This is a genomic window from Marinobacterium aestuarii, from assembly GCF_001651805.1.
GTDB lineage: Bacteria > Pseudomonadota > Gammaproteobacteria > Pseudomonadales > Balneatricaceae > Marinobacterium_A > Marinobacterium_A aestuarii.
On sequence record NZ_CP015839.1, the window covers coordinates 2,216,718 to 2,242,897 of the forward strand.

The 26,180-nt window shown below is 58.8% G+C and carries 17 protein-coding genes; 14 read left to right on the forward strand and 3 right to left on the reverse strand.

Annotation, left to right across the window (positions count from 1 at the left end):
* The first annotated feature begins 22 nt into the window (after positions 1–22).
* From A8C75_RS09785 to A8C75_RS09830, 10 genes are all read left to right on the forward strand, one after another.
* The gene (locus tag A8C75_RS09785) at positions 23–1,606 is read left to right on the forward strand and encodes an acyl CoA:acetate/3-ketoacid CoA transferase (RefSeq protein WP_067381373.1); all 1,584 of its coding nucleotides are present in this window, start codon (positions 23–25) and stop codon (positions 1,604–1,606) included.
* Positions 1,603–2,382 (forward strand): enoyl-CoA hydratase/isomerase family protein, encoded by a 780-nt coding sequence (locus tag A8C75_RS09790; RefSeq protein ID WP_067381376.1) that lies wholly within the window; start codon positions 1,603–1,605, stop codon positions 2,380–2,382. Before A8C75_RS09785 ends, A8C75_RS09790 begins: the two co-directional genes overlap by 4 nt.
* Before the next feature lie 5 nt (positions 2,383–2,387).
* Entirely contained in the window at positions 2,388–3,929 is a 1,542-nt protein-coding gene (locus tag A8C75_RS09795; RefSeq protein ID WP_067381379.1) for an aldehyde dehydrogenase family protein, read from the forward strand.
* Positions 3,930–4,021: 92 nt separating this feature from the next.
* Positions 4,022–5,287, forward strand: a complete 1,266-nt coding sequence (locus A8C75_RS09800) for an ABC transporter substrate-binding protein (RefSeq protein WP_120785242.1) — start codon at positions 4,022–4,024, stop codon at positions 5,285–5,287.
* 88 nt (positions 5,288–5,375) lie between these two features.
* Positions 5,376–6,308, forward strand: a complete 933-nt coding sequence (locus A8C75_RS09805; protein WP_084783928.1) for a carbohydrate ABC transporter permease — start codon at positions 5,376–5,378, stop codon at positions 6,306–6,308.
* The gene (locus A8C75_RS09810; protein WP_067381382.1) at positions 6,305–7,186 is read left to right on the forward strand and encodes a carbohydrate ABC transporter permease; all 882 of its coding nucleotides are present in this window, start codon (positions 6,305–6,307) and stop codon (positions 7,184–7,186) included. The genes A8C75_RS09805 and A8C75_RS09810 overlap by 4 nt, the downstream gene beginning before the upstream one ends.
* A gap of 5 nt (positions 7,187–7,191) precedes the next feature.
* Complete coding sequence (locus A8C75_RS09815; RefSeq protein WP_067381385.1) at positions 7,192–8,310, forward strand: ABC transporter ATP-binding protein; 1,119 nt, start codon at positions 7,192–7,194, stop codon at positions 8,308–8,310.
* A gap of 13 nt (positions 8,311–8,323) precedes the next feature.
* Complete coding sequence (locus A8C75_RS09820; protein ID WP_227819879.1) at positions 8,324–9,862, forward strand: FAD-dependent oxidoreductase; 1,539 nt, start codon at positions 8,324–8,326, stop codon at positions 9,860–9,862.
* The gene (locus tag A8C75_RS09825) at positions 9,859–10,632 is read left to right on the forward strand and encodes a 3-ketoacyl-ACP reductase (protein WP_067381388.1); all 774 of its coding nucleotides are present in this window, start codon (positions 9,859–9,861) and stop codon (positions 10,630–10,632) included. Before A8C75_RS09820 ends, A8C75_RS09825 begins: the two co-directional genes overlap by 4 nt.
* A 25-nt stretch (positions 10,633–10,657) precedes the next feature.
* Complete coding sequence (locus A8C75_RS09830; protein WP_067381391.1) at positions 10,658–12,247, forward strand: GMC family oxidoreductase; 1,590 nt, start codon at positions 10,658–10,660, stop codon at positions 12,245–12,247.
* A 232-nt stretch (positions 12,248–12,479) separates the two neighbouring features.
* Here A8C75_RS09830 and A8C75_RS09835 read toward each other — a convergent pair whose 3' ends face one another.
* Positions 12,480–13,502: a LacI family DNA-binding transcriptional regulator gene (locus A8C75_RS09835; RefSeq protein ID WP_067381394.1), complete on the reverse strand. Its 1,023-nt coding sequence runs from the start codon at positions 13,500–13,502 to the stop codon at positions 12,480–12,482.
* 218 nt (positions 13,503–13,720) lie between these two features.
* Here A8C75_RS09835 and A8C75_RS09840 point away from each other — a divergent pair, with 218 nt between their 5' ends.
* The 4 genes from A8C75_RS09840 (at position 13,721) to A8C75_RS09855 (ending at position 17,916) form a co-directional block, all read left to right on the forward strand.
* Positions 13,721–14,890, forward strand: coding sequence for a dihydrodipicolinate synthase family protein (locus A8C75_RS09840; protein ID WP_067381396.1), 1,170 nt, complete (start codon positions 13,721–13,723; stop codon positions 14,888–14,890).
* Between the two features lie 192 nt (positions 14,891–15,082).
* On the forward strand, positions 15,083–16,060 hold the full coding sequence (locus A8C75_RS09845) for a TRAP transporter substrate-binding protein (RefSeq protein ID WP_157890257.1): 978 nt from the start codon (positions 15,083–15,085) through the stop codon (positions 16,058–16,060).
* 3 nt (positions 16,061–16,063) lie between these two features.
* Positions 16,064–16,639, forward strand: coding sequence for a TRAP transporter small permease (locus A8C75_RS09850; RefSeq protein ID WP_084783932.1), 576 nt, complete (start codon positions 16,064–16,066; stop codon positions 16,637–16,639).
* Positions 16,636–17,916: a TRAP transporter large permease gene (locus A8C75_RS09855; RefSeq protein WP_067381406.1), complete on the forward strand. Its 1,281-nt coding sequence runs from the start codon at positions 16,636–16,638 to the stop codon at positions 17,914–17,916. Before A8C75_RS09850 ends, A8C75_RS09855 begins: the two co-directional genes overlap by 4 nt.
* Positions 17,917–18,104: 188 nt before the next feature.
* Here A8C75_RS09855 and A8C75_RS09860 read toward each other — a convergent pair whose 3' ends face one another.
* Positions 18,105–19,601 carry a TolC family protein gene (locus tag A8C75_RS09860; protein WP_067381409.1) on the reverse strand — a complete coding sequence of 499 codons (1,497 nt, stop codon included), beginning with the start codon at positions 19,599–19,601 and terminating at the stop codon, positions 18,105–18,107.
* Positions 19,602–19,649: 48 nt separating this feature from the next.
* Complete coding sequence (locus A8C75_RS09865) at positions 19,650–26,123, reverse strand: Ig-like domain-containing protein (protein ID WP_227819880.1); 6,474 nt, start codon at positions 26,121–26,123, stop codon at positions 19,650–19,652.
* Between the last annotated feature and the right edge of the window lie 57 nt (positions 26,124–26,180).

Consider the following 26,180-nt stretch of genomic DNA (forward strand, 5'->3'; position numbering starts at 1 on the left):
CTATCAGTGTGAGAGTCCCGTTATGTCTAAGGTGATTTCTTTTGAGCAGGCAGCGAAGTTCATCAAGGACGGTGACATCGTGACAGTATCGTCTTCCAGCGGCCTGGGGTGCCCGGATCGAATGCTGCAGGCTATTGGTGAGCGCTTTGAGCGCGATGGCTCCCCGCTAGGTATCACTACGCTGCATCCCATCGCAGCCGGTGACATGTATGGCATCAAGGGTATCGACCATATCGCCAGAGAAGGGCTGCTGGCCAGAGTCATTGCCGGCTCCTATCCAAGCGGGCCGTCCAGCATGCCGATGCCAGAGGTGTGGAAGTTGATTTCCGACAACCGCATCCCGGCCTATAACGTGCCCAGCGGCATCTTGTTCGATATTCATCGTGAGGCCGCTGCGCATCGTCCGGGTGTACTGACCACAGTGGGGCTGGATACCTTTGCCGACCCTGCGCGCCAGGGCTGCGCGATGAACGGGCTGGCCGAGGCCGAGCCCATTGTGCACAAGCGTGAGTTCGAAGGTGTTGAGTATCTGTATTTCCCCGCCATCGTGCCCAATGTCGCCATAATTCGCGCCACGTCGTCCGATCAGAAGGGCAACCTGTCCTATGAGCACGAAGGTGCATACCTGGGTGGACTCGAGCAGGCGCTGTCGGTGCGCAACAACGGCGGCATTGTGATCGCCCAGGTGAAGCGGGTGGTACGTAACGGCAGTCTGCGCCCCTATCAAGTACATGTTCCGAATAACCTGGTGGACTATGTAGTGGTCGATCCCGATCAGATGCAGACCACCCAGACGCCCTATGATCCGGCGATCTGCGGCATGATTGCGCGGCCCGACGACAGCTTTGAAACGCCGGAGTTCTCGCCGGAAAAAATCATTGCACGCCGCGTTTCCCAGGAGCTTAAGGCTGGCCAGGCTGTGAACCTGGGCTTTGGCATTTCCGCCAATGTGCCGCGTATTCTGCTGGAAGAGGGGCTGGGCGGTGAAGTGACCTGGGTGGTAGAGCAGGGGCCCGTCGGCGGGGTGCCGCTGCTGGGCTTTGAGTTTGGCTGCGCGGCCAATGCCGACAGCATTCTGCCCAGTCCACAGCAGTTTACCTACTTCCAGGGAGGCGGTTTCGATCAGAGTTTCCTGTCCTTTCTTGAGATAGACCGGGCCGGCAACGTCAACGTGTCCAAGCTCGGCAAGAAGCCTTACCTGACCGCAGGCTGTGGCGGTTTTGTCGATATCACCGCCCATGCCCGCAAGATCGTCTTCAGCGGCTTCTTTACCGCCGGCGCCAAGTACCGGCTGGAAAATGCTCGTATTGAAGTGGTTGCAGAGGGGCGCTTCCAGAAGTTGGTGGAAGACGTGGAGCATGTCACCTTTTCCGGTTCCATGGGCGTCAAACGTGGGCAGGAGGTGCTCTATGTCACCGAGCGTTGCGTGATGCAGCTGACACCCGAGGGGCTGGAGGTGATCGAGGTTGCGCCAGGTATCGACCTGGAACGGGATGTACTGGCTCAGGCGGCCTTCCCGCTGCGGGTGTCGGCGCAACTGAAAACCATGGATGCGGCGCTGTTTTCGCCGCAACCCTTCGGTCTGGAACTGGAGGCAAAGGCATGAGCAACGAACAGGTGAGACTGATTCAGCAGGGCCATGTGGCGGAGATACTGATCGAGCGTCCGGAAAAGCTGAACGCGCTGACGGTGTCTATGCTTGAGGCGCTGTACAGCATCGTGCTCAAGCTCGACGAAGATCCGTCAATCCGGGTCGTGATTCTGCGCACCGCCGGTGAGCGGGCCTTCTGTGTCGGCGCCGATATCAATGCCTGGGGCGAATACGCGCCGCTGGATATGTGGCGCAGCTGGATCAAGCGCGGTCACCGTGTATTTGATGCCCTGGCCGGGCTGCGCCAGCCGGTGATCGCGGTGATTCAGGGGCCGGCCCTAGGGGGCGGCTTTGAGCTGGCGCTCGCGGCAGACCTGCGGGTCGCCGATGAAAAGGCCTGTTTCGGTTTGCCGGAAGCCGCGATTGCGACCTGTCCCGGCTGGTCGGGCTCGCAGCGTCTGGCAAAACTGATCAACCCCAGCCTGATCAAGGAGCTGATATTTACCGGCCGCAGGCTGGACGCTCAGCGCGCGCTATCCCTGGGACTGGTCAACGAAGTGGCCGAGCAGGGCACGACACTGGCGCGGGCGCGGGCGCTTGCCGCCGAGATCTGCGTCCGGGCGCCGGTGTCGGTGCAACTGGGCAAGCAGATGGTCGATGCCGGTGCCGGTGACAATGCCGCCATGATCATCGAGGCGATGGCCGGTGGTCTGGCTGCCCTGACCCAAGACGCCAGAGAGGGCGTATCGGCCTTTCGCGAACGGCGCCAACCCGAATTCAAAGGAGAATAAAAAGTATGGCAAACGAGACAGATTCTACGAGCAGCGTAACCTGGGCCCAGGGGCCCCGCGTGGCAGAGGTTCCCAGTGAACCATTCCGAGGTCAGTTGTTCATCAATGGCCAGTGGCGTGAGGCCAGCGGTGGCGAACGCCTGACACGCACTAGCCCGGCGTATGGTGTGGTGGTAGGTGACTATGCCCGCGCCACGGCAGCGGATACCGAGGAGGCTATCGGGGTTGCCCGTGTCGCCTTCGATCAGGGTGAATGGCCGCGTATGAGCGGTGCCCAGCGTGCGGCGGTGCTGAACCGGGTTGCCGATCTGGTAATGGCGCGGCAGGAAGAGTTTGCCCTACTGGAACTATTTGAGTCCGGCAAGCCGATCTCGCAGGCCCGTGATGAGATCCAGTGGGCGGCAGAGCTTTGGCGCTATGCCGCCGTCTGTGCCCGTGGTTTGCATGGCGACAGTTACAACACTCTGGGCGAGGATATGCTGGCGTTGGTGCTGCGTGAGCCTATTGGAGTGGTGAGTATCATCACGCCCTGGAACTTTCCATTCCTGATCGTCAGCCAGAAGCTTCCTTTCGCGCTGGCCGCCGGTTGTACCGCGGTCGTGAAACCCAGCGAGCTGACCTCCGGCACCACGGTGCTGCTCGGGGAAGTACTAAAGGAAGCCGGCTTGCCCGATGGTGCGGCCAATATCCTGGTGGGTACAGGGCCTGAAGTCGGTGCCGTGATGTGCGGGCACAAGGATGTGGACATGGTGTCCTTTACCGGTTCCACCGGTGTTGGCAAAGCCCTGAGCGCGACGGCAGCCCAGACACTGAAAAAGGTCTCGCTGGAACTTGGAGGCAAGAATCCGCAGATCATCTTCCCGGATTGTGATTGGGACGCCGCCGTGGATGCGGTGGTGTTTGGCACTTACTTTAATGCCGGTGAGTGTTGTAACAGTGGCTCTCGTATCCTGGTACATGAATCCATCGCCGCCGATTTCGAACAGGCAGTGATCGAACGGGCACGCAAGGTACCAGTTGGTGATCCTCTGTGCGAACAGACCAAGGTCGGTGCCATTATCTCCGATGGTCACCTCGCCACGATTCAGGGCTATGTCCAGGGGGCGCTGGATGCCGGTGCCCGGGTGTCCCTCGGTGGTCAGGCACTGGATGTGCAGGGGCTTTACATGGCACCGACCATATTGTCCGGCGTATCGCCGGAGATGGCGGTGGCGCGGGAGGAGGTATTTGGCCCGGTGCTTTCGGTGCTGACCTTTGGTGACCTGGAGGAGGCGATCAGCATAGCCAATGACACCCTTTATGGTCTTTCGGCGGGTGTATGGAGCGCCAATATTGAGAACTGTCTAGCCATTGGCCGCCGGGTCAAGGCCGGTACCGTATGGCTCAATACCTGGATGAGCGGCTATCCCGAGCTGCCCTTTGGAGGCTACCGCGAAAGTGGACAGGGGCGTGAACTGGGGCGCTTTGGAATTGAAGAGTTTACCGAGCTGAAGACCATTCAGATGCATATGGGCCCGCGTACCGGGTGGTGGCTGCCCAAGGGCTAAGAGTATTTCCGTGTGCAGCGGCATTGCTGTTGCGCACATACCAAGTGACAGGGTGGATCAGCATGATCTTCCGGTCGAACGAGGAGTTTGAGATGACTGCAACAATAACTATTAAAAAACTCGTGGGTATTATGGCGCTGGGATCGGCGCTGGGCCTAGGGTCTGTCGCAGGACAGGCTGGCGAAGTGGAAGTGCTGCACTGGTGGACGTCGGGCGGTGAAGCCAAGGCGCTCGGTGAGCTTAAAAGTACGCTGGAATCCCAAGGCGTGAGCTGGAAAGACATGCCGGTCGCCGGTGGCGGTGGCAGCAGTGCCATGACGGTGTTGCGTTCGCGTGTGATGTCGGGCCAGGCACCGACGGCCGTACAGATGATGGGGTTTGATATTCTCGACTGGGGTCAGGAGGGTGTGGTGGCCAATCTCAATGGTGTCGCGGCCGAGGAAGGCTGGGATGCGGTTGTACCGGCAGCACTGCAGAAGTTTGCCAAGTACGATGGTCAGTGGATTGCGGCGCCGGTCAATATCCACTCCACCAACTGGGTCTGGGGTAACAAGGCGTTGCTGTCCAAGCTTAATATCGCTGTGCCCGAAAGTTGGAACGATTTTATTGAGGCGATGGAGAAGGTCAAGGCAGCCGGATTTGTTGCTCTCGCTCATGGTGGTCAGGCCTGGCAGGACGCAACGGTGTTTGATGGGGTGGTGATGGCCACGGGTGGTGTGGATTTTTACCGCAAGGCCCTGATCGAGCTGGATCAGGAGGCCCTGACCTCTGACACCATGAGGCAGGTATTTGATCGCATGCGACAGCTGCGCGGTCTGGTGGATGATAACTTCCCGGGGCGTGATTGGAACCTGGCTTCGGCCATGGTGATAAACGGTGATGCAGCCTTCCAGATGATGGGGGACTGGGCCAAGGGTGAGTTCCTTAACGCTGGCAAGGTTCCGGGTACAGACTTTGTCTGCTTTCGTACCCCCGGCAGTCAGGGTGCGGTGGTGTTCAATACCGATCAGTTCGCCATGTTCGAGGTGGACGCCGAGCGTCAGGATGCTCAGCTGAAGATGGCCAGTGCGGTTCTCTCACCTGAGTTCCAGGTTGCGTTCAATACGGTCAAGGGATCGGTGCCGGTACGAACCGATATCTCTGACGAGGCGTTTGATGCCTGCGGCAAGAAAGCCATGGCGGATCTGCGTGAGGCGGTAACCAAGGACACACTGGTGGGCAGCATGGCTCACGGTCATGCGGCTCCTGCTGCGGTCAAGAGTGCGCTCTACGACGTGGTAACTGCCCACTTTAACGGCACCATGTCCTCGGATGAGGCCGTCACACAGCTGGCAGCTTCCATCCAGAACGCTTTCTGATAGTCGTTACAAGGCGCTCGCGCCGTGCGGACCAGGCTCTAATCTGGCAGTGCGAGCGCGACCTCTACTATAAAAGCAGGAAAGTGTTATGAAACAACTTGTCGATCAGGCGCCGGCAGTGAGCCGCGCGGACAAAGGTTCCGACAGGGCTATTGGCTGGTTGCAGGAGCAGCTGCCCAAGCTCGTGCTGGCGCCGTCTTTTGCTGTGATTGTGCTGTTCGTTTACGGCTTTATTCTGTGGACGGTTTATTTGTCTTTTAGTGCCTCACGTATGCTGCCCAACTATTCCTGGGCGGGTTTGACGCAGTGGGACCGCCTTTGGAACACACTAACCTGGCAGATTGCGCTAGATAACCTGGCGGTCTTTAGTGTGCTCTACATCGTGCTTTGTCTTGTTATCGGGCTGACACTGGCGATCCTGCTGGATCAGAAAATACGTGTCGAGGGTGGTTTGCGTACCCTCTATCTGTATCCGATGGCATTGAGCTTTATCGTCACTGGTACCGCCTGGAAGTGGTTCCTTAACCCCGGGCTGGGCTTGGAACGTTCCATGCGTGAGTGGGGCTTTGACGACTTTACTTTCGACTGGCTGATTAACCCGGACATGGCGATCTACACCGTGGTAATTGCCGGGGTCTGGCAGGCGTCGGGGTTTGTGATGGCCATGTTCCTGGCGGGCCTGCGAGGTATTGATAATGAGATTCTGAAAGCGGCCCAGATCGATGGTGCACCGGCCTGGAAGATCTATACCCGCATTATCATTCCGCAGCTCGGCCCGGTATTCATGAGTGCGTTCGTGGTACTGCTGCATCTGGCCATCAAGAGTTTCGATCTCGTTATCGCCCTGACCGGCGGCGGGCCAGGGAATGCGACCGAGTTGCCGGCAACCTTTATGTACTCCTACTCCTTTACCCGCAACCAGATCGGTGTTGGTGCCGCGAGTGCCGTGTTCATGCTGATGACCATCGCCGCGATCATCGTGCCCTATCTTTACTCGGAACTTAAAGGAGGCCGCAAATGAGCGCCCCATCCCAAGACAATGCCCTGCGCTCGGCGATCTACTGGCGAGCGCTGATTTATAGCGTGCTGATCGTGATTGCTGTGATCTACCTAGCGCCGTTGTTTGTGATGGTGGTGACGTCGCTGAAGTCGCTGGACGAGATACGTTCCGGCAACATGATGTCTCTGCCGATCGAGGTCACTTTCGAGCCCTGGATTCAGGCATGGAGTTCGGCCTGCCTGGGGCTGGAGTGCTCCGGTATTAAGGGTTTTTTCTGGAACAGCATAAAGATGGTGGTTCCCGCTGTGGCTATATCCGCCGTGCTGGGTGCCTTCAACGGTTATGTGCTGACCAAGTGGCGTTTTCGTGGCCATAACATCATCTTTGGAATGATGTTGTTTGCCTGTTTCATACCGTTTCAGATCGTCCTGCTTCCTATGTCCCAGGTTCTAGGCTTTCTCGGGCTAGCCAATACGACCTCCGGGCTGGTATTGGTGCATGTGGTGTACGGGCTGGGCTTTACCACACTGTTTTTCCGTAACTATTACGAAGCCTTTCCGAATGAACTGATTCGGGCGGCGATCATGGACGGCGCAGGATTTTTTACCATCTTCAAGCGGGTATTGCTGCCGAGTTCCGGTCCGATATTGGTGGTGTCGGTTATCTGGCAGTTCACCAATATTTGGAATGACTTTATCTTCGGTGCCTCTTTCGCTTCGGGCGACAGTGCGCCTATTACCGTGGCCCTGAATAACCTGGTCAACAGTTCCACCGGGGTTAAGGAATACAACGTGCACATGGCTGCGGCCATTACTGCCGCATTGCCCACCCTGCTGGTGTACGTTGTTGCCGGACGTTACTTTGTACGCGGCCTGATGGCCGGATCAGTGAAAGGATAATAATTATGAGCTTTCTGAATATCGACAACGTCATCAAGCATTACCAGGACGTGGAAGTTCTCAAACGCATCAATATAGAAATCAACAAGGGGGACTTCCTCGTGCTGGTCGGCCCGTCGGGTTGCGGCAAGTCGACATTGCTCAACATGATCGCGGGTCTGGATGAGATCACCGATGGCGAGATCAGTATCAACGGGCGGGCCATGAAGGGTGTACATCCGTCGAAGCGGGATATTGCCATGGTGTTTCAGTCCTATGCACTGTATCCCAACATGACGGTGGAAAAGAACATCAGCTTTGGCCTGGAAATGCGTAAGCTGCCTAAATCTGACCGGGACGCCGCCGTGGCAAGGGTGGCCAAGATGCTGCAAATCGAGCCGCTGCTCAAACGCAAGCCCTCTCAGCTTTCCGGCGGTCAGCGCCAACGCGTGGCCATGGGGCGTGCCCTGGTGCGAGACCCCCAAGTGTTTCTGTTCGATGAGCCACTTTCCAACCTTGATGCCAAGCTGCGGGTGGACATGCGTACCGAGATCAAGCTACTGCATCAGCGCCTGGGCGCCACCATTGTGTATGTAACCCACGACCAGATTGAAGCCATGACCCTGGCGACCAAAATCGCGGTTATGAATGGTGGTGTGGTACAGCAGTTTGGTACGCCGGAAGAGATCTACCATAACCCGGTGAATACCTTTGTTGCCGGCTTCATGGGGTCGCCGTCAATGAATCTGGTCACCGGCAAGGTGGTCAAGGTTGAAGGCCGGCTGAACTTTGAAATTGATACCGCCGAGGCGGGCCGACCGCTGCTGTTACCCGTGGGGCGTGACAACACGGCGGTTGAGAAGTACCTCAATCAGACCGTCACGGTGGGCCTGCGGCCAGAAACCATTACAGACCCTGAAAGTGCCAACCGCACAGAGGGCGTGATTCATGAGGCCGGGCTGCGGGTGGAGCTGACCGAGCCCACCGGTGCCGACATGTTTGTTGTCACCCATCTGGGCGGTGTTGAGGTGGTAGGGCGGATGCGCAGCCGAGCTTCCGCCCATGCTGGCAGCGAGGCGCGCTTTGCCTTTGATGTGTCGCAAATCGTCGCCTTCGATCTCGCCACCGGCGATCGTATTTGCTAGTCGGAGTCATACAGTGGGCAGCAATATCATGGGTGAATCTACGGACTCAGTGTACGACATCGTGATTATCGGTTCTGGGATCGGCGGTTCAACCCTGCTGAACCGTTTGGCCGACAGCGGCGCCAGGATTCTAATGATAGAGCGGGGTCAGCCGCTGGCCGACTCGGCGGATGCCAGGGACAGCCAGGCCATCTTTTTTGACGGCCGGTTTCGCCCCCAGGAGCAGTGGCTGGATGGCAACGGCGAGTTGTTCAATCCCGGTAATTACTATTACTTGGGTGGTAACTCCAAGTTCTATGGTGCTGTCATGCTGCGCTACCGGGAGGAGGATTTTGGCGAGCTCAAGTTTGACGAGGGTATATCGCCAGCCTGGCCGTTCGATTATGCACAGCTCGCGCCCTACTACCAGCAGGCCGAAGCTTTGTATCGGGTGCGCGGAAACGAAGGTGAAGACAGCTGCGAACCTTCGGGTGCCAAGGGCTATGTCGGACCTGCAGTAGCGGATGAGACCGATATTGCTGGGGTGCGGGAGCGTCTGCACAGGGTCGGTGTCAGGCCCTTCAGCCTGCCGTTGGCACTGGATATCGACCGTTGGCTGGCACGGGGCAATACGCCCTGGGACGCCTTCCCCGATACGGGCTGCGGCAAGATGGATGCCGAGGCTGCGGCCCTGCGGCCGGTGCTTGAGCATCCCAATGTCACTCTCATGACCGGGGCTAGGGTACGGCGCCTGCATACCGAAGCTGATGGCAAGCGCATCTGTGCGGTGGAACTGGAGCGTGATGGCGAGGTGGAGCGGATTCATGCCGGTCTCTTCGTGCTCAGTGCCGGCGCCATCAACAGTGCGGCCATCCTGCTGCGAAGCGCCAACGCGCAATGTCCCACCGGGCTGGCCAACAGTTCAGACCAGGTGGGCCGCAATTTCATGAACCACAACTGCAGCGCGCTGCTGGCTGTCAATCCGCTGCGCCGCAATGACAGCGTCTATCAGAAGACGCTGGCCATTAACGACTTTTACCTCTCGGACGGTGAGGGCGGTGGGCCGCTCGGCAATATACAGCTGCTGGGCAAGGTCGATGGCTGCATGCTCAAGGCCAACGCCAAAGCGGCGCCGCTTTTTGCGATGAACTGGCTGGCGCGCCATTCGGTGGATTGGTACGTCATGAGTGAAGACCTGCCATCCCCCGACAGCCGGGTGCGGCTAGATGCAGCCGGGCGCATTGTGCTGGACTGGCGGCGCAGCAACATGCAGGCGCATCGCAAGCTGCTGAAAAAGGCCAAGGCGGTGATGCGCGCCGCTGGCTATCCGATTGTGCTGAGCCAGCCGTTTGACCGCCGTACGCCGTCGCATCAGTGCGGCACCGTGCGCATCGGCAATGATCCGGCCAGTGCACCGCTGGACCCGTACTGCCGCAGCTTTGATCATTCAAACCTTTTCGTAATGGACGCCTCCTTCCTGCCGACATCGGCAGCGGTGAACCCGGCGCTGACCATTGCCGCCCAGGCGTTGCGGGTGGCCGACCATATAAAACTGACGGAGTTGACACAATGAACGCTACTACTCGGCCGGTGGCCCTCGTTACTGGCGGTCGCCAGGGCATAGGCCTGGCGATCGTATATAGCCTGGCGGCGGCAGGTTTCGACGTTGCCTTTACCGCACGCAGTACCACCGACAGCTGCGGCGAAATTATCGCCGAGTGTGAGAGTCTGGGAGCACGGGCGCAGTACTTCCCCAGCGAGCTGGGTGCTATCGAGGCCCACCAGGCGCTAATCGAACAGGTGACGGCTTGGGGTGGTGGCCTGGACTGCCTGGTCAACAATGCTGGTGTCGGCACTCTGGTGCGTGGCGATTTGCTGGAGATGCCGCCTGAATCGTTCGATCATGTCATGGGTATTAACGCCCGAGGCACCCTGTTTCTGACCCAGGCCGTGGCGCGCTGGATGCTGGCTAATCCGTCACCCCATTACCGCTCCCTGCTGCTGGTGTCTTCGGTGAGTGCGGAGATGGCCTCGCCTGAGCGCGGTGACTATTGCATGTCCAAGGCGGCACTGGGGATGATGACGAAACTGTTCGCGCTGCGACTGGCTGCCGATAACATCGGCGTCTTCGAGTTGCGTCCAGGGATTATCAAAACCGGCATGACGGCCGGTGTTTCCGACAAATACGACCGGCGCATCGCCGAGGGGCTGGTGCCGGCGCTGCGCTGGGGTGAGCCGGGCGACATTGGCCGTGCAGTATTGCCCTTTGCCCGTGGTGACATGGCCTTCGCCAGTGGCAGCACGCTGCAGCTGGATGGTGGTCTTTCAATTAATCGCTTTTGAAACGAGCAAGGCTCAGGTGTCGCGCATGTACGATTACATCATTACCGGTGGCGGCTCGGCAGGCTGTGTTCTGGCCAACCGTCTGACGGAAAACCCCGATATCAGGGTGTTGTTGCTGGAAGCCGGCAGCCCGGACTCGAATCCGCTGATCCATATGCCGGCGGGTTTTGCCAAGCTGACCGGTGAGACGGCAACCTGGGGTTACAGCACGGTACCGCAGAAGCATCTGGATAACCGCGAAGTCTGGTATCCCCAGGGCCGCGTCATGGGGGGCGGCAGCTCCATCAATGCCCAGGTCTACACCCGCGGGCATGCGCTGGACTACGACGACTGGGCAAGCGAGGAAGGTTGTGAAGGCTGGTCCTATGCCGAGGTCCTGCCGTATTTTCGCAAGGCCGAAGATAATATCCGCCTGAGCAACGACTACCACGGTACGGACGGGCCGCTGAAAGTCTCAGACCCTGTGCCCCATGAACTGACCAGCACATTCGTGCGGGCCGCTCAGCAGGCCGGCTTTCCCTATTCATCGGACTTCAATGGCCAGACGCAAGACGGGTTTGGTTACTACCAGGTGACCAATCGCGGCGGCAAACGTTGCAGTACGGCGGTGGGCTATATCAAGCCGGCGCTGGGGCGCCCGAACCTGAAGGTCATCACCAAAGCCCAAGTCAGCCGGATACTGCTGGAGAACAACCGTGCCGTAGGTGTTGAATATCGCAAGCGCGGCAGTAACGAGACACACCGGGCGATGGCGTCCCGAGAAGTCCTGGTGACCTCCGGTGCCGTTGGCTCGCCCAAGCTGCTCATGTTGTCGGGCATTGGCCCGGCACGGCATCTGCGAGAGGTGGGTATCGAGGTGCTGCACGACCTGCCCGCCGTCGGGGAAAATTTCCATGACCACATGGACGTCTTTGTGGTTAGTGAGTGCAGCGGTGATTACAGTTTCGATCGCTACAAGCCGCTGTACATGAATGCCTGGGCTGGGCTGCAGTATCTGCTATTCAACAGCGGACCGGTGGCCTCGAACCTCTGTGATGGCGGAGGTTTCTGGTATGCCGACGCCGATGCTCGCTCACCCGATATCCAGTTCCATTTCCTGCCGGGTTCAGGCCTTGAGCATGGTCTGAAGCAAATCCGCAATGGTGTGACGCTGAATTCGGCCCTGTTGCGGCCCAAAAGCCGCGGCAGTATCCGGCTGCGCTCCAGCGACCCTGAAGCGGCGCCGCTGATCGACCCCAACTTCTGGGCCGAAGAGTACGATCGCAAGATGTCGGTAGAAGGCTTCAAGCTAGCGCGGGATATCATGGCACAGCCTGCCTTTCGACCCTTTATCAAGCAGGAAACCATGCCGGGCAGTGAGGCGCGTACCGACGAACAGATCATGGCCTATGCAAGGCGGTACTCAAAAACCGATTATCATCCCGTCGGGGCCTGCAAGATGGGCGCGGCAGACGATGATCGCAGTGTGGTGGGGCCAGACCTGCGGGTGCGAGGTATTGACGGCCTGAGGGTCGTCGACTCATCGGTGATGCCCCGGGTGCCGAGCTCCAACACCAACGCCCCCACCATCATGATTGCGGAGAAGGCTGCGGACCTGATCAAGGCCACGATGTAAGGATGGCAGCAGGGGTGAAGGCAAGGGCATAGGCTGCTCTGCAGGTGGTAACTGCCTTTCCCACGAGGCGTTTATCGGGGCTGTACAGGTCTTGTCCAACCTGCGGAGTTTTGCGGCTGACCCACCTGGTCAGCCGCTTTTTTATGTGGGGCGCAGACTAACGGCAGAGCCAGGACGTCGATGAATCACCGGAAATACGTCAACGCCGGCAGCGTCAGCCTGGTTTAGACTTTTATGCGGGAGGTATAAGACGTGAGGATTCCCGGATCTCCAGTCTGGTGCGAACCAGCTGGTTGGATATGGGACGGTTGCTGTCCTTGAGACGTTTCATCAGGCTGTCGGCGGCCAATTTGGCCAGCTGGTCGGTAAAAACATGCACGCTGGTTAGGGTTGGGCTCAGCGTAGTGCAGGCTTCGATATCATCAAATCCGGTGACGGCGATATCGCGGCCGGCCTTGAGACCGGCGCGATCCAGGCCAAAGGTCACGCCGAAGGCTACTACATCGCTATAGCAGACGAATCCCTGTGGCAGGGCGCCCTGGCTAATGCGTTGCGCTATGGTGGCATTGGCCACGGTGCGGTTGGGAATACAGGGCAGAATTTCGATATGGTCGTGACTGATGCCGGCTCTGTCTATCGCGGCCATAAAGCCGCGCAGACGGTGTTGGAAAACCTTGGTTTCAGGCAACCCGCCCATAAAGGCCAGTCGTGTCATGCCCTGATCGATCAGGTGCTGGGTCGCGGCCTCGGTACCGGCTTCGGTGTCCGGAGCGATAAAATCAATTTCGTCGCCGTCGATCTGGCGCATAACACTGACCACGGGTACGCCCTTGGCCAGGTGGGGTGCCAGGTCATCCTGGGTGGTGCCGAACACCGGGCAGATCAGAATGCCCGCAGCACCGTGCTCGCAGAAGGTACGCAGGATTTTTTCCTGCTGTTTGATGTCTTCCGAGGTGTTGGCCATCATAACGACCAGGCCGAGATCGGTAAAGCAGCGCTCCAGTGCCACCGCGAGCTCGGCAAAGAAAGGGTTTGTCAGGTCGTTGATAACCATGCCAATCATTTCGGAGGAACGGCGCCGCAGGTTGGCGGCGGTGCGGTTGTAGACATAGCCGAGCTCCTTGGCGGCCTTCATGACCTTTTTCTTGGTTTCGGTTTTGAGTTTCGGGCTGTCTTGCAGTGCCAGGGATACTGTGGACTTGGACACGCCAGCGGCCTTGGCCACATCCGGTATGGTAATGTTGTTTCTGTTCACAGGGCACCCCGGTGCAGTAAGTGTGATCGGTGCTTTAGCCAGCACGGGTGGTTGAATTTGGAAGAGTCTTGTTGTAACGTTCTAATTTTGCGATCTTAGCAAATATGGATGCGTGGAACAACCGGCACATCCTTGGCGTGTCGCGCGCTCCTGGGCTCGATTTCCCGGCGTGCGGCATGTTGCTTCAGGTACTTGTTCTCTATTTCGAGGGGTCATAGATGTCATCAATTTTGCTACCAGCTGTCGATAATAAATTGGAACGTTACAATTTGGTTTCTCAAGGCTATGGCAGTTACGTGCCATCCGGCTCCTTTTCCCGCACCGTCTATGCCGCGGCCCATGTGGTGGTGAATCCTCTGGCCGAACGTCACCCTGGCGTCTCGCCTGTGGCGGTGGATTGGGATGCGACGCTGGCCTATCGCGAGCACCTGTGGAGCATGGGATTCAAGGTCGCCGAAGCCATGGACACCGCCCAGCGCGGCATGGGTGTTGACTGGCCCACGGCACTGGAGTTGGTCAAGCGCAGCCTGGAGCTGGCCCGCGGCATTGAAGGCGCGGATCTGGCCTCGGGTGCCGGCACCGATCAGCTGACCGACTTCAGAGGCTTGACGCTGGATGACGTCAAGCGCGCTTATATCGAGCAGATCGAGGCGATTGAAGGTGCGGGCGGGCGCATTATCCTGATGGCGTCGCGGGCGCTGGCCGCTGTAGCCAAGGGGCCGCAGGACTATATATGCCTGTATAACGAACTGATTCAAGGCTGCCGGAATCCGGTGATACTGCACTGGTTGGGCGACATGTTCGATGGTCAGCTGGCCGGCTACTGGGGCAGCAATGATGTGTGGCAGAACATGGATACGGTGACGGGGATCATCAACGACAACGCCGATAAAATCGATGGCATCAAAATCTCGCTGCTGGAAACAGAGTATGAATGTGAACTGCGCAAGCGTTTGCCTGCCGGCGTCAAGATGTTCACCGGTGATGACTTCAACTACCCGGAGCTGATTGAGGGGGATGGTCAGCACTACTCGCATGGTTTGCTGGGTATTTTCGACCCCATTGCGCCTGTGGCCGCAAAGGCGCTGGAAGCGCTGGCACTGGGAAACAATGAGCAATACCGCGCCCTGATGCAGCCGACCATCCCGTTGTCGCGCAAGATCTTTGAATCCCCGACCCAGTTCTACAAGGCCGGCGTGGTATTCATCGCCTGGCTGAACGGTTATCAGGATCACTTCAGCATGGCCGGCGGCATGCAGTCGAGCCGTTCCATCAGTCACTATGCTGAAGTTTTTCGCCTGGCGGATAGAGCCGGGGTGCTGAAAGACCCACAGCTCGCCGCACAGCGCATGCAGCAGCTGCTGGCGGTTTATGGCGTCACTCAGTAGCGGAGTTTATCCCCGCTCCTTCAGGGGTGGGTTAATGCTTGTTAAAGGATTAACAGCGAATCTGGTGACCTTATGTGTTCGCAGGGTTTTACAGTTGGATATTCGGGCTATTCGGCTGTGTGAATATGGAGTACATACCCGATCAAGTCAGGCATTTATCAAATGCTAACAATAAAGGAAGGTATTATAAAAATGAAAATCAATCGGTGTTTTAAAGCGAGTGTCCTGGCCATGTGCGTTATGGCAATGCCTTTAACTGCGCAGGCTAAGGAATTGGTGGCGGCCAACGTAGGGCCGGCCGACACGGCGCAGGGGCAGGCCATGAAAAAATTCGGCGAGCGTCTGGAGGAGCTGACCCAGGGGGAGCTGACGGTTCAGGTTTTTTACGATGGTCAGCTGGGCGGGCTCAACGAAACGTTTGAGCAGCTCAAGGGTGGCCAGATCGATATCGGTGTTGGCGTACCGGGTGTGCTGGCTGAATATGCCCCGCAGATTCAGGCGCTGGTCGTGCCCTTTGTTTTCCGTGATTTTGAGCACTGGAAGCGTACGGTAAACGGCCCTGTCGCCGATAAAATAAATGCTATTGTTAAGGACAAGGCTGATATTCAGGTGCTTGGCTATTTTGGTGGCTCGGTACGAAATCTGGTTACCCGCACCGAGGTTTCCAGCCTGGATGATCTGAAAGGCTTACGTATTCGCTTGCATCCATCCGAGATACTGACCACCGCCTGGAGCTCAGTCGGCATTCAACCGACTGTTATGGCCTATGGCGAGATTTATAATGGCCTGCAGCTGGGTGTGGTCGACGGGCTGGAAAATGAGCCCGAGTGGATTCTGCGAATGAAATTTTATGAGCAGGCAAAGACCTATGTGCTGACCGAGCACGAAATCGTTACCCGTCCGTTCCTGTTCTCCGGCAAAACCTTCGCGTCTCTGAGCTCTGCGCATCAGGCTGCGGTGCTTCAGGCAGGCAAGGAAGCTGCGGAATTTGAGTACGAGCTTGAACACCGACTTGACGCCGCCAGTCGCTTGGAACTTGCGAATGAGCACGGCATGAAACTCGTTGAAGTCGACAAGGGTAATTTCCAGAGCTTTGTTCAAAAAGCGCTTGTTCCTGTCATTAAAAATCAGGGGCTGGAAGAGTTGGTTGGGGACATCTTGAGTCAGTAATTAATGTCTGGCTGCTGGAGCACCAGGCTTGCAGCAGTCATTTATTACGCTGCCAATTCCTTACCAATACTGGAGAGGGTCATGAGAATATTATTTGAGAAAGCACTGCTGTCGGTGATGGCCAGTGTTTTGTCAGCGCTTTGCTTGCTGGTTGCCTATCAGGTATTTGCCCGCCATCTGCCCTTTGTGCCGCCATTGTTGTGGACAGAGGAAGTCTCCCGCGGCTTTCTTATCTGGCTGGTGATGCTGGGTGCCGGCTATGGTTTCCTGAGACAGGAACACTTCCTGATGTCGGCCTTTGTTGATGGCCTGTCGCCTGCCACCAAGCGTAAGGTGCACATTGTGGTTCAGCTTATTGTAATGGTGTGCGGCATTCTCACCCTGGTGTCTGGTGTGCAGTTCACCCAGCGTGGCTGGGGGCGTATATCCTTTGCGTCAGGCTTGCCCATCGTCTGGACCTACAGCGCTCTGATTGTGGGCGGTGGCCTTATCGCGCTGGGTGCGATCATTAATCTTGGAGAAATGATATTGCCTGGCCGGAACAAAAAATATGTCTTGAATGGGAGCGCTGGAAAATGATTCCCGAACCCGTACTCTGGATGCTTGGGGTCTTTAGCCTTTGTATCCTAATGGGCGTACCAATTGCGGTGTCTCTGCTTATGTCGGCCCTTCCGGCACTAATACTGGAAGACCGTCTGACCCTGGTCATGATCGCTCAAAGAACCTATAACACCCTGGACAGCTTCGTACTGCTGGCCGTCCCGTTCTTTTTGTTGGCCGGCAACTTGATGAATGCGACCTCGGTGACAGATCGTCTGATTAAGTTTGCCGATGCTACTGTCGGGCATTTCAGGGGAGGACTGGCCCATATCAACATCTTCGTCAGTATGCTGTTTGCCGGTGTATCGGGTTCTTCGACGGCAGACACGGCAGGGGTGGGTTCCGTACTAATTCCGGCGATGAAGAAAAAAGGCTATAGCGCAGAGTTTGCGGTGGCCATAACCGCGGCCTCATCGGTGATGGGCGTCATAATTCCCCCAAGCATCATGCTGGTTGTCTGGGGCGCTATTACCAATACGTCCGTAGCCAAGCTGTTTGCCGGCGGTATGGTGCCGGGTCTGCTTATTGGTATGAGTCAAATGCTGTATGCCGCCTACCGGGCGAGGCGGGAGGGCTTTCCTATGGAGCCTCGCCAGTCCTTCCAGCAATGGACTGCCAGTTTTCGGTCAGCCGCGCTGGGCATGTTCCTGCCGGTGATTATCGTCGGTGGGATCATGTTTGGTTTCGCCACGCCGACGGAGGCGTCGATCCTGGCAGTCATGTATGCAATATTGCTCGGGGCACTTATCTATCGGACCCTCAATGGCGCCAGTCTTTGGCATCAGTTGGGAGAAAGCGCACGCCTGGTAAGCCTGTCGCTCTTCTGTCTTGGATCTGCTGGTCTGTTCGGTTATCTACTGTCTTACTATCGTTTGCCAGTGATCCTGGCAGAGCTGGCCAGTGGCATCGACAGCGGGCCTGTGCTTCTGATCGCGGTTGCGTTGATTTGTCTGGTGCTGGGTACCTTCCTGGACGCATTGGTTGTTGCGATCATCATAGGACCGCTCTTTGTCCCCGCGGTTTTGGCTGCTGGCATCGATACGGTGCACTTTGGCCTGGTTGCCTGCATTGCTCTGTCGATGGGGCTGATAACACCTCCCTATGGCTTGTGCCTGCTGATATCGTCATCGATTGGCGGCATACCCATGCACAAGGCGCTAAAGGAAACGATGCTGCTGTTCGGTGTCATGTGCATTATTTTGCTGGCCGTTATTTTTATTCCGAAGCTGACAACGGCGTTACCAAAATTGCTTTAAACACCGCTCGTTTTGGCGCTGTTGAATAAGCCGGTACTGTGAGCCTGCCTCCCAATCAATATTGTCTATGGACGAGGGGCGGTTAGGAGGGGCTCTGGTGTGATACCACGTCTGAAAAGTGCAAAGTAATCGATGTCGATACCGGGCTTTGCGCCCGGCGTTCTTTGTTGTGAAGCCTGGGCTCCTGATCAGGAGCCGGGTTGCAGGTCGCCCTGTTGCCAGCGGGCTTCGCTGTTGGCCAGGGCCTGGGATATGGCGTCCAGACCGGTTGAGGGCAGCTCGGCGGGCAGGGGGTCCATGCCAGCACTGGCGAACAGCTGGCCGTAGCTGTTGCGAAGCGCAGCATAGGCGAGGTCGCGACGCAGGTCTGCCTGCAGGGTGTTGAGTTCACCCTGGATCAGGTCGAGCTCGCCGATCCCCTGTGCCTTGTAGCGATTGCGCAGCTGTTCGACGATCTGCCCATCAAGCTGCGCCAGTTCCTGGCTGGTATGGAACTGGCGCAGGGCTTCGTGAAAGTTGGCATTGGCGACATGAACCTGGGCCAGGATGGCCATGGACATAGCCTGGCGCCGTGCTTCGGCAACCGCTTCGCTGGCTTTGGCGACATCGATTGCAGCCGGCCCCGAGAGTACATTAAACAGGTTCCAGGTGACCTTTACGCCGTAGTCGGCCCAGCTCTGGTTGACCAGAAAGGAGTTGCTGTCGTAGTGCCTGCCGGCGGAGAACTCAAGCCCCGGCAGCAGTCGCAGCATGGCTTTGCGTGTTTCCGCGGCACTGATGCGCGCCTGGTAATCCTGCTCGCGCAGCTCGGGTCTGTTGGCCAGGGCTTCCTCTTCGAGTTGACTCAGTTCCACCTTCAGCTGTGGTTCCTCGTAGCCACCCGCAGCGGCCAGACGGAAGGGCGTGCCCATGGGCAGGTTGATTAGCGCGGCCAGTTCGGTCTTGGCCAGGGAGAGCGCCCGGTGCTGTTCTTCGAGCTGGCGGGTGGCTTCGATCAGGGCCCGCTGATAACTCAGGGCCTGAATCGGGTCGCCGATACGCTCTTCACTCAAACGCTGGCTATTCGCGCGTGCGGTATCAACGCGGGCCATCAGGCTGTCAATTTTCGTCAGCAGGCCTTCGGCCGCCATGGCACGCCAATAGGCCGAGCGTACGTCCTGAATAATGGTATGCACCACCTTGCGGCGCCGCTCCTGCACGATCAGGCGCTGGTCGGCCTGCTGCTTGGCGCTGACGTAGCTGACACCGAAGTCCAGTACGTTCCATACCATGGTCAGGTCTGCCACACCGCGCTCGCGATCCTGAGAGGTGGATGGCTCCAGTGACTGGGTGCCGGTCTGAATGCTTTCGCTGCTGGAGGCGCTGATATTGCTGCGTCCGGCGTAGCCGGCCTGCAGCGCCAGGCGTGGCAGCATATCGAAGCTGGAAAGGTCGAGCTGGCGATTGGCCAGGGCTTCTTCCATGATCTTGAGGCGACCTTCGAGGTTGTATTTCAAGGCCCGTGCCATGGCGTCGTGCAGTGTCAGTTCGCCGGCAAGCGGCTCCTGATCCTTGAACATGTTGAGCAGGTCGGCCTTGGCGCGTTGCTCGCTGATACTGCGATCAATCGGCTGGCTGGTGACAGCGCAACCGCTGATGGCCAGCACCAGCAGGCTGGTGCTGAATACTTTATGGCTTGTTTTCATCCTTGGGCCGCCCCCTTGTCGCGGCTGAATTTCTGGTCGCATTCCTGATCAGGCATGTGGTTCGCCAGGCTGAATCTCGCTCAAGGCTTTGGCGAGTTGTTCTATCTGACGTTGCTCGGTGTTCTGCATGTGCTCTAACTGCTGGCCCAGTGTCGGGGCGCCGGAGCCGGGTGTGCCAAAGACGTCACCCAACCCTGTTGGCAAAGATATGGGCTCCAGTTCTGAATCCGGGTCGAAAATATTCGACAGGGTACTGTGGCCAAAGACACCGGCATCGCTACCGCCGAATTCGAGAAAACCCTGGCCGTGGCCATTGCCGCCAAAAACCTGGGCGATATAACTGGGTGCCGGGGCTCCATTGTTGATAAAGAGGGCGCTGAGCGTCGGGATGCCACTGCCGAGTGTCGGTGCAGCAAACAGCTGCGGTGGCTGCAACGGCGACTGGTATGGCGAAGGTGGTATTTCAGGTATGGCAGGTGCGAACAGGGGAGATGCCGTACTCGCAGGCCTGGCGCCGAGGGTGCTGGTACGAAACTCCGGATCTCCCGTCAGGGTCGCAACGTCATAGCCTGGGCCTGTGAGCCCGGCGGCCAGAGGGTTGCCGGCGTTGTCTTCGATACCGCTGCCAATGGCGTTCAGCGACAGGCTCAGTGAGCCATTGCCGTTGATGCCGGTCAGCATTATCCGATAGGTACTTGGGTCGATTTGTTGCACGTTATCCAGGGTGCCGATCACATTGCCGGTGGCGAGCAGGCTGAAGTCGCCGATGTCGACACCGGACACAGCTTCATCAAACACCAGCTCAAAATACATTTCACCGTCGACCAGAGCGCCGTCGCTCGGCACGCTGATCGAGGTCGCGGAGGGTGCCACGGCATCGATCAGTACGGCGGCGGTAGAGCCAATGCTGTTAAGTGCGCTGGTGGCATTGTTGCCGGCACCATCGCTCAGGGTCGCGCCGTTAAGTTCGATGTTTGTACCCAGTGCGATACCGTTGGTATCGAGCTGACCGCCAAGGACGGTCAGGCTGAAAAGCAGCGCTGTACTGCCGGAGCCCGAAACATAGTCGGCATAGACAGTACCGCCAACATCGAGGGTAACGGCCAGGCGCGGCGTACCGCCGGTCGTATCGACCAGGACTGCTTCACTCAGGTTGACGGTGAAATCGAGGCTCTGTCCTGCGACATAAGTGCCGTCGGCAGGCACGGCAACCGAAGTCACTGCAGGAATAAGGGTATCGATGGCGTAGTTGTTGGAGTCCGTGCTGCCGCTGCCGGCATTGCCCGCAGTATCGGCAACGCCGCTGTTATCCAGGCTGATCAGGTTGCTGCTGTCTTCGATATCGGCCGACGGCGTCAGGGTTGCGGTCCAGCTGATACCGCCATCGGTGGTGGCGAGGCCGCTGAGACTGCCGTTGGCCACTGTGAAGTCGCCGCTGGTCAGGCCGGTGACGGCTTCATTAAAGCTAATGGTAACGCCTGAGGTTTCACCGGCGATCAGTGCTGTGTCAGCTACCACGATGCTTGCCGTGGGGCGCAGGGTATCGATGGCGTAGTTGTTGGAGTCCGTGCTGCCGCTGCCGGCATTGCCCGCAGTATCGGCAACGCCGGTGTTATCGAGGGTCACGAGGTTGCTGGTGTCTGTTACATCGGCGCTGGGGGTGAGTGTTGCCGTCCAGCTGATACCGCCGTCGGCAGAGCTGAGGCCCGAGAGCACGCCATTGGCGACGCTGAAGTCGCCGACGCTCAGGCCGGTAACGGCTTCATTGAAGGTAATGGTGACCAGGGATGTCTCACCGGCCGCCAGCGCGGTGTCAGCCACCACGATGCTTGCCGTGGGACGCAGGGTATCGATGGCGTAGTTGTTCGAATCCGTGCTGCCAGAGCCGGTATTGCCCGCAGTATCGGCAACGCCGGTGTTATCGAGGGTCACGAGGTTGCTGCTGTCTTCCACGCTGGTGCTGGGCGTGAGGGTCGCGGTCCAGCTGATGCCGCCATCGGCACTGCTGAGGCTGGAGAGTACGCCATTGGCGACGCTGAAGTCGCCGACGGTCAGGCCCGTTACCGCCTCACTGAAGGTAATGGTAACGCCGGAGGTTTCACCGGCCGCCAGCGCTGTATCGGCCACTACTATCGAGGCGGTGGGTCGCAGGGTATCGATGGCGTAGTTGTTGGAGTCCGTGCTGCCTGTGCCAGTATTGCCCGCGCTATCGGCAACGCCGGTGTTATCGAGGGTCACGAGGTTGCTGCTGTCTTCCACGCTGGTGCTGGGCGTGAGGGTCGCGGTCCAGCTGATGCCGCCGTCGGCACTGCTGAGGCTGGAGAGTACGCCATTGGCGACGCTGAAGTCGCCGACGGTCAGGCCCGTTACCGCCTCACTGAAGGTAATGGTAACGCCGGAGGTTTCACCGGCGATCAGCGAGGTATCGGCGACAACAATAGAGGCCGTTGGGCGCAGGGTGTCGATGGCGTAGTTGTTCGAATCCGTGCTGCCGCTGCCGGCATTGCCCGCAGTGTCCGCTACGCCGGTGTTATCCAGGCTGATCAGGTTACTGCTGTCTTCCACGCTGGCGCTGGGTGTCAGGGTTGCGGTCCAGCTGATGCCGCCATCGGCACTGCTGAGGCCCGAGAGCACGCCATTGGCGACGCTGAAGTCGCCGACGGTCAGGCCGGTGACGGCTTCACTGAAGGTGATGGTAACGCCTGAGGTCTCACCGGCCGCCAGCGCGGTGTCAGCCACCACGATGCTTGCCGTGGGACGCAGGGTATCGATGGCGTAGTTGTTCGAATCCGTGCTGCCTGTGCCTGCATTGCCGGCGCTATCCGCAACGCCAGTATTATCCAAGCTGATCAGGTTGCTGCTGTCTTCCACGCTGGCGCTGGGCGTGAGGGTTGCCGTCCAAGTAATGCCGCCATCGGCAGAGCTGAGGCCTGATAGCACGCCATTGGCCACTGTGAAATCGCCGCCGGTCAGGCCGGTGACGGCTTCACTGAAGGTAATGGTAACGCCGGAGGTTTCACCGGCCGCCAGTGCCGTGTCGGCCACCACAATCGAGGCCGTCGGGCGCAGGGTATCGATGGCGTAGTTGTTGGAGTCCGTGCTGCCTGTGCCTGCATTGCCGGCGCTATCCGCAACGCCAGTGTTATCGAGGGTCACGAGGTTGCTGCTGTCTTCCACGCTGGTGCTGGGCGTGAGGGTTGCCGTCCAGCTGATGCCGCCATCGGCAGAACTGAGGCCTGAGAGCACGCCATTGGCGACGCTGAAGTCGCCGACGGTCAGGCCGGTCACGGCTTCACTGAAGGTAATGGTGACGCCGGACGTTTCGCCGGCGCTCAGTGCTGTGTCGGCGACAACAATCGAGGCGGTGGGGCGCAGGGTATCGATGGCGTAGTTGTTCGAGTCCGTGCTGCCTGTGCCTGCATTGCCCGTGCTATCCGCAACGCCGGTGTTATTGAGGGTCACGAGGTTGCTGGCGTCTGTTATATCGGCAGTGGGGGTCAGGGTCGCCGTCCAGCTGATGCCGCCATCGGCACTGCTGAGGCTGGAGAGCGCGCCATTGGCGACGCTGAAGTCGCCGACGGTCAGGCCCGTTACCGCCTCACTGAAGGTAATGGTGACGCCGGATGTCTCACCAGCCGCCAGCGCGGTGTCAGCCACCACGATGCTTGCCGTGGGACGCAGGGTATCGATGGCGTAGTTGTTCGAATCCGTGCTGCCTGTGCCGGCATTGCCCGCGGTATCGGCAACGCCGGTGTTATCCAGGCTGATCAGGTTGCTGCTGTCTTCCACGCTGGTGCTGGGAGTGAGTGTTGCCGTCCAGCTGATACCGCCGTCGGCAGAACTGAGGCTGGAGAGCACACCGTTGGCCACTGTGAAGTCGCCGACGGTCAAGCCGGTGACGGCTTCACTGAAGGTAATGGTAACGCCGGAGGTTTCACCGGCCGCCAGTGCTGTGTCAGCCACCACGATGTTTGCCGTGGGGCGCAGGGTATCGATGGCGTAGTTGTTGGAGTCCGTGCTGCCTGTGCCGGCATTGCCCGCGGTATCGGCAACGCCGGTGTTATCGAGGGTCACGAGGTTGCTGGCGTCGGTCACATCGGCGCTGGGGGTCAGGGTTGCAGTCCAGGTGATGCCGCCATCAGTACTACCCAGTCCGCTCAATGCGCCATTGGCGACTGTAAAGTCGGCGCTGGTCAGGCCGGTCACCGCTTCATTAAAGCTAATGGTAACGCCTGAGGTTTCACCGGCGATCAGCGAGCTATCGGCCACCACAATGCTCGCGGTGGGGCGCAGGGTATCGATGGCATAGTTGTTGGAATTCGTGCTGCCGCTACCGGCATTGCCCGCGGTGTCCGCAACGCCGCTGTTATCGAGGGTCACGAGGTTACTGGTGTCTGTCACATCGGCCGTGGGGGTGAGGGTTGCGGTCCAGGTGATACCACCATCAGTACTACCCAGCCCGCTCAATGCGCCATTGGCGACTGTAAAGTCGGCGCTGGTGAGCCCGGTGACGGCTTCACTAAAGCTGATGGTTACCAGTGATGTCTCACCGGCCGCCAGTGCCGTGTCGGCGACCAGGATGGAGGCGGTCGGCGGGGTCGTATCCGCTGCGTTACTGACGGTAATGCCATTGCTGGTGAGGTCGGCGACCGCCACAGTCACATCGGCGCCGGCGGCCCAGTCTTCGGCAGCGGCCAGGTTGTAGGTAGTGGCGCCGGTGGAGCTGGTGCCGTTGTTGTTCATGATTAGGTTAAGCTGGGCCAAATCGGTGGCGCTCAGGGTCAGGGTAAAGCTGGTGCCTGAGGTGACCTCGACATTGGCCGTATCGGTCAGGGTGTAGGTGGCGCCGCCTTCACCGGTCAGCGTGAACTTGCTGGCGACTATATCATTGCTGGCACCGCTGCGGGACAGGAAATCGCTACCGCTGACCACCATTGCACCCGTGTCGGCATCGTAGGTGGCGCGGCTAATGGTGGGTGTGGCGACGCTGCTGACGGTCACGGCATTAGTGGCATCTGCGGTGTCGCCCGCAGTAACGTTTGCATTCCAGTCATCTGCAGCGGCGAGGTTGAATGTGGTACCGCCGGTGGAGCTGGAGCCATTCCTGTTGGCGATCAGGTTCAGTGCGGCCTTGTCGGTAGCACTGAGGGTGACGGAGAAAGTGGTGCTGCTGCTGGCCGTCACGTTGCTGCTGTCAGTCAGGGTGTAGGTGCTGCCGCCTTCACCGGTGAGCGTGAGTGTGCTCACATCGATATTGTCGCCGGTGGTCATGTTGGTGCCGGTGGCGGTGAGCACACCGGTGGCGGCATTGTAGGTGGCGCGGGTAATGGTGGGGGGAGCCGCGGCTACAGCTGCGCCAAAGTCCAGATTATCTATGTCGACATCCAGATCCGTTCCGCTGATCCGGACTTCGTCAATATTTTCCCAGCTACTGTCTCCCGCGACATTCAAGGTTCCAGCGAAAAGGCCACTAACGTCAAAGGTGGTGCTGGCGACTTCGGCGTTATCGCGATATCCCTTGACGGTAAATACCAAAGTACCACCGAGGCCGCTGGAAATATCGAAACTGTTGAGCTTGAACTCGGAGCCGTCTGCCGATTTGAAACTGACTTCCGTGGAGGTGCCGAACCCGGTACTTCGGAAAGCCAGAGCATGGTCGGCGCCTGAGGCGAGATCACCATTATTGACAATGGCAATATTGAAACTGTCGTTATTGGTGTAAGTGACGTTGCCGATGGTGACCGAGTTGCTGCCCAGGCTGGCAACGGCTTCGCCATCGAAATTTTGGTCAGCGGGAACCGCCAGCAAGTGACTGTAGTCATAGGATGCCAGCGATTGAGTTTCTATGGCGCCTGATGAGGATTCAAGTACCCAGTCGCCGCCCTTGTCAGCCGCGCCGGTCAGGTCATTGGAGGCGGCAATATCCGCCCCCGTGGCGCTGGCCAGGGCGTCGATAAACTCCACGCCGGCACCATCACCGCCTAGGGTACAGCCGTAGAGCAGGATATCGCCATCCTCGCTCATCGACTGGCCGATCGTGGCAAGCAGATCACCGCGCGCGGCGATATCGGCGCTGTCAAACCAGTCGTTGCCCAGTTGCACCTGGCCGTTGTCGCCGTGGCTGAGAATATGGATGGCATCGATAGCACTGCGCCCGGCCAGCGTATCGGCGATAACCTGCAAGCCATCACTGGAGCCATCAAACATCACTACCTCGACGTCCGCGGGCAGCCCGGCCAGCAGCTGCTGGTAGTCCTGCACCTGGGTGTCGACGAAGACGATTTCCTGGCGGTTGTCGGCACTGCCCGCGACCGCAGTAGCGTCTATGCCTGGAGCGGAAGATGTATCGTCTGCAGAGGCAGGCTCCGGGCTGCTGTCCTGGGTATCGATCACGGTGGCCGCAATGGCGCCGTCGAACAGCATGCGTGGTTCCAGTGCCATGGCCAGAGGTGCAACCGCCGCTGCGGAGCGGGCATGCATGCCGGCCCCTGTTCTTCTGCCTGAGTTAGTGAACCACTTCATAAGCTGTCTCCGTGCTATCCATGTCGCCGCCACGCAGTGTCGAGAGCCGCATACAGT